The sequence below is a fragment of the Rhabdochromatium marinum genome, assembly GCF_016583795.1.
Lineage (GTDB): Bacteria > Pseudomonadota > Gammaproteobacteria > Chromatiales > Chromatiaceae > Rhabdochromatium > Rhabdochromatium marinum.
Map to the genome: position 1 here is coordinate 62,271 of NZ_NRRS01000010.1, position 13,402 is coordinate 75,672.

11 protein-coding genes are annotated in these 13,402 nt (G+C 51.6%); 4 read left to right on the plus strand and 7 right to left on the minus strand.

Going from position 1 to position 13,402, the window contains the following annotated elements; all coding sequences use genetic code 11:
- Positions 1-6: 6 nt before the first annotated feature.
- The 5 genes from mnmE to rpmH are packed head-to-tail and all read right to left on the minus strand — an operon-like array spanning position 7 to position 3,923.
- Positions 7-1,377 (minus strand): tRNA uridine-5-carboxymethylaminomethyl(34) synthesis GTPase MnmE, encoded by a 1,371-nt coding sequence (gene mnmE / locus CKO36_RS04880; RefSeq protein ID WP_200281307.1) that lies wholly within the window; start codon positions 1,375-1,377, stop codon positions 7-9.
- 41 nt (positions 1,378-1,418) lie between these two features.
- Entirely contained in the window at positions 1,419-3,116 is a 1,698-nt protein-coding gene (yidC, locus tag CKO36_RS04885) for a membrane protein insertase YidC (protein ID WP_200281309.1), read from the minus strand.
- The gene (yidD, locus tag CKO36_RS04890) at positions 3,109-3,474 is read right to left on the minus strand and encodes a membrane protein insertion efficiency factor YidD (RefSeq protein ID WP_200281311.1); all 366 of its coding nucleotides are present in this window, start codon (positions 3,472-3,474) and stop codon (positions 3,109-3,111) included. Before yidD ends, yidC begins: the two co-directional genes overlap by 8 nt.
- On the minus strand, positions 3,357-3,740 hold the full coding sequence (gene rnpA, locus CKO36_RS04895; RefSeq protein ID WP_338053421.1) for a ribonuclease P protein component: 384 nt from the start codon (positions 3,738-3,740) through the stop codon (positions 3,357-3,359). The genes yidD and rnpA overlap by 118 nt, the downstream gene beginning before the upstream one ends.
- 45 nt (positions 3,741-3,785) lie before the next feature.
- Complete coding sequence (gene rpmH / locus CKO36_RS04900) at positions 3,786-3,923, minus strand: 50S ribosomal protein L34 (protein WP_200281313.1); 138 nt, start codon at positions 3,921-3,923, stop codon at positions 3,786-3,788.
- A gap of 416 nt (positions 3,924-4,339) precedes the next feature.
- On the opposite strand from rpmH, the gene dnaA reads away from it, so the two are divergent.
- The 4 genes from dnaA to gyrB all read left to right on the plus strand — a co-directional run bounded on the left by dnaA (position 4,340) and on the right by gyrB (position 10,545).
- Positions 4,340-5,701, plus strand: a complete 1,362-nt coding sequence (gene dnaA, locus CKO36_RS04905) for a chromosomal replication initiator protein DnaA (RefSeq protein WP_200281316.1) — start codon at positions 4,340-4,342, stop codon at positions 5,699-5,701.
- A gap of 175 nt (positions 5,702-5,876) precedes the next feature.
- The gene (gene dnaN, locus CKO36_RS04910) at positions 5,877-6,986 is read left to right on the plus strand and encodes a DNA polymerase III subunit beta (protein ID WP_200281319.1); all 1,110 of its coding nucleotides are present in this window, start codon (positions 5,877-5,879) and stop codon (positions 6,984-6,986) included.
- Between the two features lie 40 nt (positions 6,987-7,026).
- Entirely contained in the window at positions 7,027-8,064 is a 1,038-nt protein-coding gene (recF, locus tag CKO36_RS04915) for a DNA replication/repair protein RecF (RefSeq protein ID WP_200281322.1), read from the plus strand.
- Between the two features lie 75 nt (positions 8,065-8,139).
- Entirely contained in the window at positions 8,140-10,545 is a 2,406-nt protein-coding gene (gyrB, locus tag CKO36_RS04920) for a DNA topoisomerase (ATP-hydrolyzing) subunit B (RefSeq protein WP_200281323.1), read from the plus strand.
- Between the two features lie 63 nt (positions 10,546-10,608).
- On the opposite strand, the gene parC is transcribed toward gyrB, so the two are convergent.
- Together parC and CKO36_RS04930 are read right to left on the minus strand one after the other, a co-directional pair.
- Complete coding sequence (gene parC / locus CKO36_RS04925) at positions 10,609-12,885, minus strand: DNA topoisomerase IV subunit A (protein WP_200281326.1); 2,277 nt, start codon at positions 12,883-12,885, stop codon at positions 10,609-10,611.
- A gap of 151 nt (positions 12,886-13,036) precedes the next feature.
- Positions 13,037-13,402 (minus strand): transposase (locus CKO36_RS04930; RefSeq protein WP_200281328.1); only part of this gene is annotated, 366 nt, incomplete at its 5' end.

Consider the following 13,402-nt stretch of genomic DNA (forward strand, 5'->3'; position numbering starts at 1 on the left):
GCTACACTACTTTCCGATGCAAAAAGACGCGAAAATTTCTCCCAACAGGTCATCCGAGCGCAATTCTCCAGTGATTGTGCCGAGTGCCCGTTGCGCTAAACGTAAGTCTTCAGCAATGATTTCAGCCGGCTGCTGTGCGATCAGATTGCTCTGTGCCTGCTCCAGCGATGCCCGGGAATCTTCCAGCGCTATTACATGGCGACGCCGCGCAATGAAGGCACCTTCGGCAGGCGCCTGATAGCCGGCTTGTTCTTTAAGATGCGCCTTCAGCTGCTCAATTCCCTCTCCGGTCTTGGCTGAAAGACGCAGCTCCGGGTAGGCACAGTCGCCCGCTAAAGCGCTGCTCATTCCGGCCGGCTCACCGAGACGGTCAATTTTGTTGCGCACCAAAGTGATGGGGCGACCGGCGGCGGCCTGCTGCAAGCTGTCCGGCGATGGCCGACCGCCTTCAGCAGCGTCATACAGCCACAGCACCCGGTCGGCGTATTGCATTTGCTCACGAGCCCGGCGGATACCTTCCTGTTCAATGGCATCCGCACTGTCGCGTATTCCGGCTGTATCAATCAGATGCAGGGGCATACCATCAAGATGGATTGCGCTGTGAATCAGGTCGCGGGTTGTGCCAGGCGTTGCGGTTACAATTGCCGTCTCTTGACCTGACAACCGATTCAACAAGCTCGACTTTCCGGCATTGGGTGGACCGGCGATCACCAGCGTCAGGCCATCACGAACCCGTTCACCCTGATGACTGAGAGCGAGTAGTTCATTGACGGCAGCGATACTTTGGGCAATTTCCGGCCCGATTAGGCTCCAGTCATCAGGCTCAATGTCTTCATCGGAAAAATCCAGCCCCGCCTCAAGCCGAACGCGTATCTGCGTCAGTCGGGTCTGCAACCCTTGAACGTGCGCTGCCAGCGCACCTTGCAGCGTGCGCTTGGCCAGCCTGGCCTGGGTTTGGTTGGTACTGGCAATGAGATCCGCCACAGCCTCGGCCTGGCTGAGATCGAGTTTGCCATTCAGGAAAGCCCGCTCAGTAAATTCACCCGGGCGCGCAAGCCGGGCACCGAGCTCGAGTACTCGAGCCAGCAATTGATCCAACACTACCGGGCTACCATGCCCCTGCAACTCAAGCACTGTCTCGCCGGTATAGGAACCCGGCGCGGGAAACAGCAAGGCAATCCCCTGATCAAGCCCCTCCCCACTGGCATCACGAAAGGATGCCAACACCGCTCGGCGTGGCGGCACAGGTTTGTCGAGCAGGGCCGCAGCAATCACCTCAATGTGGGAAAGTGATCCCGATAGTCGTACGACACCAATGCCGCCGCGACCGGGCGCCGTGGCAATAGCGGCAATGGTATCAGGTACGACAGCGACCATTGCCGCGCCAATTCAGCCGCTTATTCCGGTGGAAACAGCCATCAAGCCGCCTTGCTGTGATGACGCGTTTCCTGTTCGATTTTTCTGGTGATGTACCACTGCTGTGCAATCGACAACAGATTGTTCACCGTCCAATACAGGACCAATCCAGCCGGGAAGAAGGCAAAGAACACGGTGAAAACCACCGGCAGCGACAGCATGATCTTCTCCTGCATCGGATCCGGCGGTGGCGGATTGAGCTTTTGCTGCACAAACATGGAAACACCCATGATCAGGGGCAGCACATAGTAAGGATCCGGTGAGGTGAGATTGTGCAGCCAGAAAATAAAGGGGGCATGACGCAGCTCGACACTCTCCAGCAGTACCCAATACAGGGCAATGAAGACTGGAATTTGTACCAAAATGGGTAAGCAGCCACCCAGAGGATTGATTTTTTCCTTTTTGTACAGATCCATCATCGCCTGGTTCAGGCGATCTTTATCATCTCCATAGCGATCTTTCAAAGCCTTCATGCGTGGCGTCAGCTTGCGCATGTGCGCCATGGACTTGTAGCTGGTCTCGGAGAGCTTGTAAAAGGCCAGTTTAATCAGGATCGTCAGAATAATGATCGACCATCCCCAGTTACCCACAACCTTATGAATTAACGACAAAAACCAGTGGATTGGCTCAGCGAGAATGGTCAACCATCCATAGTCAACTGCAAGTTGCAATCCCGGAGCGGTTTGCGCCAGCCGATCTGATAGCTTGGGCCCTATAAACAGCTTATCGGTAAAACTGTATCGATCTCCCGGTGCAATAGTTTGAGCATCCGAATACTGACCAATAATGTAATGCGGTTCAGCCAAACCTTGGTCGATAACCTTGGTATAGAAAGTTTGCGGTATCGCCTCGGGTGGAATCCAGGCTGCGAGGAAATAATGCTGAATCATGGCCACCCAACCGCCGGTAATTTGCACATCCAGCGGTTCCTTGGCCATTTTCTTGAAAATTTCTTTTTTGTACTTGACCTCCGGGCCAAAGTAGACAGCACCGGTGTAGGTTCTGGCGAACTTGTTCTTATTCGGATCATTCAGCTCGGTACGCTGTAGCTGCTGATAGGCGCGAACAGCAACCGGCGCCTCGCTGTGATTAATAATCTCCTGAGAGGCCTGGACCAGATATTTTCCGCGTTGAAAGCGATAGGTTTTGACAACCTCGATCCCCGTCGGTCCCTGCCAACGCAGAATGGCTGTCAGCTCATCTTCCCCCGAAGCGAGTTCATACTGGCTGGCCTCAGGTGTAAAGACTGCCTCATGGGTGGGAAAATTGGCCTGGGGTTGGCCAAGCAGACCGGATTGCACAATAAACAAATTAGGCACATGTGCCTTGAGGAGCTGAAATTTCTGCTCCGGGTTCTCAGCCGTGACGGCATAGTCAAGCAGCCAGAGATTATTGATGGTCGCACCACGCGGCGATATTTCGGCACGGAGCACATCGGTCTCCACAACCACAGGCTGCATGATTGCCAAATCCGCATTAGCTGCCGAGGCATCGGCTGAAACCGGTGTGGGAGCGACTGCAGGAGCATCGGTTGGTAAGGCGGGTTTATCCGCATCTGGCTGCATGCTTCCCGGCGAAGACATCGCGGTGGTGGGAGGCGCGGTATAGGCAGGCTTGCCATAATCTTCGACCCAGGCCGAATAGATCATAAAGAGGACGCCAACCAACGCCAGAATTAAAATCAACCGAATATTATCCATTGGAATGTCTTGTATGCTTTCCAGGAACTGGATCAAAACCGCTGGAACCCCAAGGCTGACAGCGAAAAATGCGGCGGATGGCTAAGCCAAGGCCAAGGATGGGACCATGCCGATCAAGAGCTTCGCGCGCATACTCCGAGCAACTCGGAGTATAGCGGCAATGCATGCCGACGAAGGGACTCAAGGTGAGTTGATAGACTCGAATGAGCCAGCGCAGGGCGATCACGACCGTGCGTGAGATCAATCCCGCGACAGTCTGAGCCAATGTCGTTGCAGTGAATGAAACAGGGCGTGATTCCCGGTGCTGGCCGTCGCGCGTCTGGCCATGACGACGAAGTCGATGTGGCGATCTGTCCATTGGGCCTGTGCTAAGCGAAATGACTCGCGTACGATGCGTTTAATACGATTTCTGTCAACGGCCCGAGGAGCAACTTTGCGCGAAATGGCCAAGCCAAGCCGAGATTGCTGCATATCTATGTCATTACGCCGGGTATCAACCACGCCAATGACAACAAAATATGCGTCAGCCGAACGGACTCCCCTAGCAAAGACTCTGGCAAACTCGGAGGAGTTAAGCAACCGGCGGCCTCTGGGAAAACTCCGTGCCAGATGCTGGATGCTCACACCTCAAGCCTGGATAACGCGCGACTTTGCTGCGGCGCCGGCAACCTAGGCTGGACTCAGACGCAAACGCCCCTTGGCGCGCCGAGCTTTCAGAACCTTACGGCCATTGCGGGTCGCGAGTCTGGCGCGAAACCCATGAGTGCGAGCGCGCTTCAAACGGCTCGGATTAAACGTCTGTTTCATGCTGGCGGACTCCGAAACGGTTGTGCCAAATGCCATTTCAGGCTTGGCTTCTTATGGATTGAGATCAGTTGGATCAGGATCAACAAGCCGTAGATCAGATGCTGTGCAACAGTCGCTGCCTGCTCTCGTTTGCGACAGCAAGAGCGCTCTGGCGCGCAACGAAATCAGTGCCAAGAGACCCGGAAAAAGACTCCCAAAAATACCGGGATTCGGCGAACGGGTCAAGTGCCTTGTTCGCAGCCGACGCCTTCAAGCGTTGTGGATAACTTGCCTCGCAGTCGCTAGACTGAATGCTCTGCTATCTGAGGCTTGCCCTGCCGCAAGGTTTGTTCAGTGAAAGTCTGCGCAGGTAAGTAAGGGCCATGCAGTCGACAACAGGTAAACAGGAGTCGGGTTAATTTTTGGGAGCTTGAACATTGTCAAGTATTTGGAAGAAATGCTGTGAACGTCTGAAAGGGGATCTAAGCCCTCAAGAGTTCAACACCTGGATACTCCCGCTACAGGCCAGCCGGGAAAGTTCGCAGCTACGGCTTTTCGCGCCAAACCGGTTTGTACGGGACTGGGTTCGCGAGCATTATGAACATCAAATCGAAGAACTGTGCAATACCTTCAGCGATGGCGACATTAAGGACATTCGCTTTGAGATTGGTACTCTGGAAACTGGCCGGGCGGCTCACGCCGACATGGCGGAACCAAAAACAACCGCCTCAGGCCCAAAGGCCTCCGCACCCGGCAACAGACTTGGTGAGCGCCGGCGCGCCGCGAACTTGTCACCAACTTTTCGTTTTGAAACCTTTGTTGAAGGAAAATCAAATCAAATCGCACGCGCTGCGTCGATTCAAATCGCGTGCAATCCTGGTACCGCCTATAATCCATTGTTTATCTATGGCGGAGTTGGACTAGGTAAAACACATTTAATGCAAGCCGTTGGCAATACCATTCTGGAACAAAATGATACGGCATCAATTGTTTATGTTCATTCTGAGCGTTTTGTATCGGATATGATCAAATCGCTGCAACATAATCGGATGGATGATTTTAAAAGTCGCTACAGGGGTGTCAATGCGCTATTAATTGATGATGTACAGTTTTTCGCCGGGAAGGAACGATCACAAGAAGAATTCTTTCATACTTTTAATGCTTTGTTTGAGACAGGTCAGCAAATTATTCTGTCAAGTGATCGTTTTCCCAAAGAGGTCAGCGGACTTGAAGAGCGTCTGCGCTCACGATTTGGCTGGGGGCTGACTGTTGCGATTGAACCGCCAGACCTTGAGACCAGAGTTGCCATTCTTCAAAGTAAAGCGAGCCTGTTTGGGATTGATTTACCTGAAGATGTCGCCTTTTTTGTTGCCAAACGACTACGCTCAAATGTTCGTGAACTCGAGGGTGCGTTACGCCGGCTGGGTGCGAACTCAAGTTTTACTGGTGTGGCCATCAACCTTGAGTTTGCTCGTGTGGCTTTGCACGACATGCTGATTGCTCAGGATAAACAGGTTACGATTGAAAATATCCAAAAGGTTGTGGCGAATTATTTCAAAATCCGCACCTCGGACTTGCTTTCGGCCAAGCGAACCCGATCCATCACGCGACCACGTCAAATTGCGATGGCCTTAGCAAAAGAATTAACCAAGAACAGTCTGCCAGAGATTGGCAAGGCTTTCGGCGGACGCGACCATAGCACAGTGATTCATGCGGCCAAAAAAGTCGAGGAGTTGCGAACCACCGATCACTTGATCGATGAAGATTACAAGAACCTGTTGAGAACTCTGACATCATAACTGTGGATAAGTCCGGTACAGCCGTGAGTAAAAAGATGCAGACAAGTTATCCACAGGTGGATCTGGCTGTTGTAAACTCGCACTAGAGCAGCAAGATATTGAAATTACTGGCATATTTTGACTTGCCCAGTTAAGCACAGCCCTTACTACGACTACTGAGTTTTTTAAGACTACTATGAAGATTGAAGTGCAGCGCGAAGATCTGGTTCCCACCCTGATGGGAGTGGCCGCCGTTGTTGAGCGACGGCAAACATTGCCTATTTTGGGTAATTTGCTGATTAAAACCACAGAACAAGGGTTTTCAATCTCAGCAACAGATCTGGAATTACAAATTTCCAGCCATGTTCAGGCTAAGGTTCTTGAGCCGGGCTCAATTACCCTGCCGGCTAAAAAATTTGCAGACATCTGTAAAGCCTTGCCGGAAAAAGCTCACATCAGTGTTGAAATTTCGCAGAATCGAGCCAGCATCCGTTGTGGTCGCAGTCGGTTTTCCCTGAGTACCCTACCGGCTGAAGACTATCCAACACTTGAAGGTGAGGAAGGACAACAATTTTTCGAGCTGGAAACCGCTGTATTGGCGAAAATGATCGAACGAACCAGTTTTGCGATGGCACATCAGGATGTGCGCTATTACTTAAATGGCCTATTGTTGGAAATTTGTCCCGGAAAATTGATTGCCGTTGCTACCGATGGCCATCGCTTGGCCAAAGCTGAAGCCGAAATTGCGGCTCTAAACTCCTGTGAAGACACCAAGCAACTTATTTTGCCAGCCAAGACCGTTTCGGAGCTTAAGCGGTTACTCAGCAGCAAAGTCGGCGCAACTGTGCAACTGGACATTGGTGATCGATCAATCGTGATTCGGGCAGCTGAAACTGTTATTACTAGCAAACTGATTGACGGACGTTATCCTGATTATGCGCGTGTGATTCCATCTCATTTGGAAAGTTCAGCCGTTGTCGATCGGGAAATGTTACGTGACTCTTTATCACGCACCACAGTTTTATCCTATGAAAAGCAAAAAGGCGTGCGCATGACCTTTGAGGAAGGCTTGCTAAGACTTGAAGTCAGCAATCCTGAACATGAAGAAGCCCAGGAAGAAGTTGGAATTGACTACAGCGGGCAGACAATCACGATTGGCTTTAACGTAGGCTACTGGCTGGATGTTTTAACGGTCATGGATGGTAAGACGGCTGAAATTCGCTTTTTAAATTCAGAAGTCAGCGCTATTTTGGTGGATCCGGAATCATCCGGAGAACTTTATGTTGTGATGCCAATGCGGATTTAGCGGCTAACCATGAAAGATGAGGTGAGGTTAAGGTGAGCTGATGTGGATTCGGCGCTTGCAGGCCGAGGGAATTAGAAATCTCAAACCATTCGATCTGGAATGCGGGTCAAGCCTTAATCTGATTTATGGCGGAAATGGAGCCGGTAAAACCAGTTTCCTTGAAGCTATTTATTTTTTGCATCGGGGAAATACGTTTCGCGGCAAAAAAGCTGGTGGAATTCGTACCTTTGGTGCCGAACGCTGTTTTGTCCAGTGCTGGCTTGAAGATCAAAATGGCTTTGTATGGCGAGGAAAGCAAGTCTGTGGAAATACCTTGAGCGAAGCTCCACAGGAGTCTTTTCCCAAGCCAAGGGGGTTTATGGTTCGGTTGATAAGCGATTCAATCTACCAGTTGGTTGAGGGAAGTCCGGAGTTACGGCGACGCTTTATTGATTGGAATTTGTTCCACGTGGAACCTGGGTACGGGAAACTCATGCGTCAGTATCGGCGCACGGCTAGTCAGCGTAATGCTTGGTTAAGAGCAGGGGCTTGGGGGCCGGCTGTTTGGGACCAGCACTATGTTGCGCTCTGTCGGCGAGTGGAACAATATCGACAGGCTTTTTGCGATGCTTTGAATGAACGTTTGGCTGATATGAGTTCGGGTTTAGCTGTTTGCGAGGGTGGCCTTAAGCTGAAGTGGCTGGCAGGTTTTAATTCCGAGACTTTGGAAGTTGATTTGCAGCGTATGCACGCAGCTGACAAAAAACGCGGTTTTACTTTTTTAAGTCCAGATCGCACGGATTTTCAGGTGCTTGCTCCTAAGCGGCCTGGATTGGGATCAAGGGGAGAAAATAAAACTGCGGCAATTTTGCTTCAGCTTGTTGCGAGTCGAGTCATGTCAGGCGACAACCGAACGGATATTTGGTTGGTTGATGATCTTGGTTCCGAGCTTGCTGCGGAGAATGCGCAGTCCTTGTTGCAGCACATTCTTCAACAAGGACAACAAGTATTTTTGACCGCCTTAAAACCAGAAACTGTTGATGTTGGCCGTTTGTTTCACGTGGAACAAGGGATTGTGCAGGAAAAAATACTAGCTTGATTGTTGCAACACCGATGAAGTGCTGAACAGCGCTATAATTACAACCTTGAAGTACAACTAACGTTTAATTTTTCCATGACTTACGATTCTTCCAACATCAAGGTTCTGCGGGGCCTGGATGCCGTTCGCAAAAGACCGGGAATGTATATTGGTGATACAGATGATGGTACAGGTCTGCACCATATGGTTTTCGAAGTCGTCGATAATTCCATCGACGAAGGCCTTGCTGGACATTGCAATGAAATCAAAGTGATCATCCATGCAGATGGCTCAGTGACAGTCAATGACAATGGTCGAGGGATTCCGGTTGATATCCATCCGGAAGAAAACCGTTCGGCGGCTGAAGTGATCATGACTGTGCTGCATGCCGGGGGTAAGTTTGATGATAATTCCTATAAGGTTTCAGGTGGCTTGCACGGGGTTGGAGTTTCTGTGGTGAATGCCTTGTCAGAAAAGTTGACTTTGCGCATCTGGCGCGGAGGCACTTTGTATGAGCAGGAATATCACATGGGGGAACCCATCAAACCATTATGTGCGATTGGAACAGTGGAGGCGTCGGGTACTGAGATCCGTTTCAAACCGGCCGCCGATATTTTTTCTGACTGTGAATTTCACTATGAAATTCTGGCCAAGCGTCTGCGTGAACTGTCGTTTCTGAATTCCGGAATTAAGATCAGCCTGCGCGACGAACGGGTTGATCGTGAAGATGTGTTTGAATACAAAGGCGGGATTCGTGCCTTTGTGGAGCATCTGAACCGCAACAAGTCCCCTATACATCCGTCCGTCTTTTGCTTTTCGGATGAACGCAACGAGCATGTCGTTGAGGTGGCTTTGCAATGGAACGAGTCTTATCAGGAAACAATTTTTTGCTACACCAATAACATTCCCCAAAAGGATGGGGGAACCCATTTGGCTGGTTTTCGAGCGGGGCTGACACGCACCCTGAATCAGTACATTGAACGCGAAACGCTTGACCGTAATCAAAAGTCTCGTCCGATCGGTGATGATGCACGCGAAGGTTTGACGGCTGTGGTTTCGGTGAAGGTTCCGGATCCAAAATTCTCTTCTCAAACCAAAGAAAAATTGGTCTCCTCGGATGTCAAACCAATTGTTGAAGCGCTGTTTAGCGAGCATCTCAACAGCTTTCTTGAAGAGAATCCCGCTGAAGCCAAGGTCATTGCCAACAAGATGATCGAAGCGGCGCGCGCACGCGAGGCTGCGCGTAAAGCCCGGGAAATGACACGCCGAAAAGGTGTGCTGGATATCGCTGGATTGCCAGGTAAGTTAGCGGATTGTCAGGAGAAAGATCCGGCGGGTTCGGAATTGTTTATTGTCGAGGGTGATTCCGCTGGTGGTTCGGCCAAACAAGGCCGCGACCGCGCGTTTCAGGCCATTTTGCCACTCAAGGGCAAGATTCTGAATGTTGAAAAAGCGCGCTTCGATAAGATGCTGTCCTCGGCTGAGGTTGGCACCCTGATTACCGCCTTGGGCTGTGGCATCGGTCGCGATGAATATAATCTGGATAAGCTGCGCTACCATCGCATCATTATCATGACCGATGCTGATGTGGATGGTGCCCATATTCGCACCCTGCTGCTGACATTTTTCTACCGGCAAATGCCAGAGTTAATTGATCGGGGCTATATTTATATTGCCCAGCCGCCGCTGTACAAGGTCAAGCGTGGCAAGCAGGAGGATTATTTGCTTGATGATGCCGAGCTTGGGACTTCGCTGTTACGTACTGCGCTGGATAATGCGCGCTTGTATCTCAATGCCGAGACACCGCCAATGTCCGCGATGGGTCTTGAGGAACTGGCGCGCGAATTTCAAGTGTATCGTGCTATCATCGCGCGGCTGTCGAATCGTTACGATTCTTTATTTCTCGGTGAACTTCTGAATCTGCCGCGCTTTAATGAGGAACGCTGGCATGATTTGTCCAAGCGGGATCAGTGGATCACCACCTTGTCCGAACGTCTCGCGGCTATCAGTGGAACAGCAATCGGTTATCGGGTAGCGACTGTTCTCGCAGAAGACGGGACTCTGAATGCACTCGAACTCATTCGTTTGGTGCATGGTATTCCTGAAACGCGCATTGTTCCCTTGGAGTTTTTTGCTTCGGCTGACTACTTGCGCATTGCAGAGTTGAGCGAAAAACTCGATGGCCTGATTGGTCAGAGTGCGCGTATAGAGCGTGGCGAAAAATCAGCGGAAATTGATAGTTTCGTGAGTGCTTACGATTGGCTGCTTACTGAGGCGAAGCGCGGCTACCACATCCAGCGCTACAAGGGATTGGGGGAGATGAATCCGGGGCAACTGTGGGAAACAACGATGGATCCGGAGTGTCGGCGCTTGTTGCGGGTGACGATTGAGGATGCCGTATCTGCCGATCAGATTTTTACCACCCTAATGGGGGATCAGGTCGAGCCGCGCCGCGACTTCATCGAGCGCAATGCACTTGAGGCGGGGAATATCGATATTTGATTGCTTGCATCTGGTTCGGGAGTGCAAGTTTGCTGTCCGCCGCATTTGGCGGACAGCGTTGATTTAGCTGTTATCCGCTGTTGCTATCGCACTGATACGGCTTAGCCTGTCGACATGACGGAAACCTCTGGGAAGCAGGGAACCGCGTCGCCCTCGCTCCCCTTGATAATGCGCCTGGTCTTTTGGTTTCAGTTGAAACTGGCGTTGGCCAGATTCGATGACCAGGGTTTCTCCTGCGGCTAATACTGCTAAGCCACTGACTCGCTCACCATCCTGTATGGCTCGGGCCTTGGGAATGCCGATCAGGCGATTCCCCTTACCTTTCGCCAGTTCCGGTAAGTCTGCTAAGCGGAATATCAGCAGATGACCTGCGTTGGTCGCAACCGCGACGCATTGATCCCGCTGCGGTTCAACAACAACGGGTGTTAGCAGATGTGCGTCCTGGGGCAGATTGATCAGCGCCTTGCCGGTTTTGGTTTTGGCAAATAAATTTTCCACGCTGCAGATGAAACCATAGCCGGCATCGGAGGCCAAAATATAGCGGGTCTTGGGTTCACCGGCGAGAACGCTGAGAAAAACAGCACCAGGCGGTGGTTCAAGCCGTCCGGTTAAGGGTTCCCCCTGCCCACGTGCCGAGGGCAGGCTATGTGCGGGCAATGAGTAACTGCGACCGGTGGAGTCGAGGAAAATGGCCTGCTGCTGGCTGCGCAGTCGCGCGGCGACCGCAAAACGATCACCACTTTTATAGGTCAGGGCGCTTGGATCGATGTCATGTCCCTTGGCGGCTCGCACCCAGCCTTTTTCTGAGAGTACAACAGTGAGCGCTTCACTGGGAGTCAGGTCTGTTTCCGCGAGTGCTAAAGCCGCAGGGCGTTCGTTGATGGGTGAGCGACGTTCATCGCCAAACTTTTTGGCATCGCGTTGAATTTCACCAATAATCAGCCGGGTCAGTTCTGCTTGATTGCCCAGTAGTCGCTTGAGTTGCTGTTGCTCCTTGCGCAGTTCGGCTTCTTCGCTGCGAATTTTTATTTCTTCAAGTCGGGCCAGCTGCCGCAGGCGGGTGTTGAGCACATAATCGGCTTGCGTCTCGCTGAGGTCAAAACGCTCCATGAGTACAGTTTTTGGTTTATCCTCGGTGCGAATGATGCGAATGACTTCATCGATATTCAGAAAGGCAATCAGCAAACCGGCCAACAGGTGCAAACGTTCATCGACCTTATCGAGTCGATGTTGTAAACGCCGTCGTACAGTGCTGTTGCGATAGCTCAGCCATTCTTCTAGCAACTCATGCAGACCCATCACTCGTGGACGTCCATCCAGGGCGATCACATTCATGTTCACCCGATAGCTTTTTTCAAGCTCAGTGGTGGCGAACAAATGCAGCATGAGGCGCTCAAGATCAACGCGATTCGAGCGTGGCGTAATGACTAGCCGCGTTGCACATTGATGATCGGATTCATCACGCAGATCTTCAATCATCGGGAGTTTTTTCGCCTGCATCTGAGCGGCGATTTGCTCCATGATCCGATTGCCTGAGACCTGATGGGGCAATGCCGAGATGACAATGTCCCCCTGTTCAATTTGATAGCGCGCGCGCTGTTTGACTGAGCCACTGCCGCTTGCGTAAATGCGCTTGAGCTCTTCACGCGAGCTGATAATTTCAGCTCCAGTGGGATAATCGGGGCCAGGCAGTAAAGCCAATAATTCATCCAAACTTGCCTTGGGTTTTTTCAGCAAGCAGATGCAGGCGTTAGCTACTTCGCACAAATTGTGCGGTGGGATATCGGTGGCCATGCCAACGGCAATGCCTGAGCCGCCATTGAGTAAAATATTGGGCAGCCGTGCGGGTAATTGCTGCGGTTCTTCGAGTGTGCCGTCAAAATTAGGCTGCCAATTGACTGTGCCTTGTCCGACCTCAGCCAGCAGCAATTCAGCATAGGGTGCCAAGCGGGCTTCGGTATAACGCATAGCCGCGAAAGACTTGGGATCATCCGGTGCGCCCCAGTTACCCTGGCCATCAATTAAGGGATAGCGATAGCTGAATGATTGTGCCATGAGAACCATGGCTTCATAGCAGGCGCTGTCGCCATGCGGATGAAACTTGCCCAAGACATCGCCGACAGTGCGAGCTGATTTCTTGAATTTAGCGCTGGCTGAGAGTCCCAGCTCTGACATGGCATAAAGAATGCGCCGTTGAACGGGTTTTAAGCCATCGGCGACCTGCGGCAAAGCGCGGTCAAGAATGACATACATTGAATAGTCGAGATAGGCCTTTTCGCTAAACAGATGCAGGGGCAGTTGTTCCAAGCCTTCAGGGTTTTCAAGTAAGGTTTCAGTCATAGTGATGCGGATGTCGATGGACACCAAAAGAATAGCAAAACAAGCTGCTTAGTCAGAGGGTATTAGCTGAACAGCAGATTTGCGAACGCCCTGATCGGGCAGGTTCAGGAACAGATTGGAAATGCACCAGCGCGAATCTGCTAAACCGCGCCTAACCTGGAATACGTAGTTTTTCTTCCTCTGGGTCGAGGGCGATCTTTACCCACAGGCGATCCGCTACTTCAAAGACGTTGCGGTTGATGTTCTTGGCGAATTGATGCACGCGCTGAACCAACGCTTCAGCCGTTGCATGGCAGTGGTGATAGGTCACCTCTTCGCGCAACCAACGCCAAAGGGCTTCGACCGGCATGAAGTCAGGACTGTAGGGGGGCAGTGGCATCAGTGTGATGCGCAACTGCTCGGCCAGTCCGCTGACATCAAGCGAGCGGTGGTAAGAGGCGTTATCCCAAAGGACAATCAACTCACGATGGGGGTGAAGTTCACGCAGGCGCTGCAAGACGGTGAGCGTATGCTCGGT

Bases quoted from the DNA above. Each gene is read 5' to 3' on its own strand.
- yidC (WP_200281309.1), bottom strand. From the start codon at position 3,116: ATGGATAATATTCGGTTGATTTTAATTCTGGCGTTGGTTGGCGTCCTC.
- parC (WP_200281326.1), bottom strand. From the start codon at position 12,885: ATGACTGAAACCTTACTTGAAAACCCTGAAGGCTTGGAACAACTGCCC.
- dnaN (WP_200281319.1), top strand. From the start codon at position 5,877: ATGAAGATTGAAGTGCAGCGCGAAGATCTGGTTCCCACCCTGATGGGA.
- gyrB (WP_200281323.1), top strand. From the start codon at position 8,140: ATGACTTACGATTCTTCCAACATCAAGGTTCTGCGGGGCCTGGATGCC.
- mnmE (WP_200281307.1), bottom strand. From the start codon at position 1,377: ATGGTCGCTGTCGTACCTGATACCATTGCCGCTATTGCCACGGCGCCC.
- yidD (WP_200281311.1), bottom strand. From the start codon at position 3,474: ATGGACAGATCGCCACATCGACTTCGTCGTCATGGCCAGACGCGCGAC.
- recF (WP_200281322.1), top strand. From the start codon at position 7,027: ATGTGGATTCGGCGCTTGCAGGCCGAGGGAATTAGAAATCTCAAACCA.
- rpmH (WP_200281313.1), bottom strand. From the start codon at position 3,923: ATGAAACAGACGTTTAATCCGAGCCGTTTGAAGCGCGCTCGCACTCAT.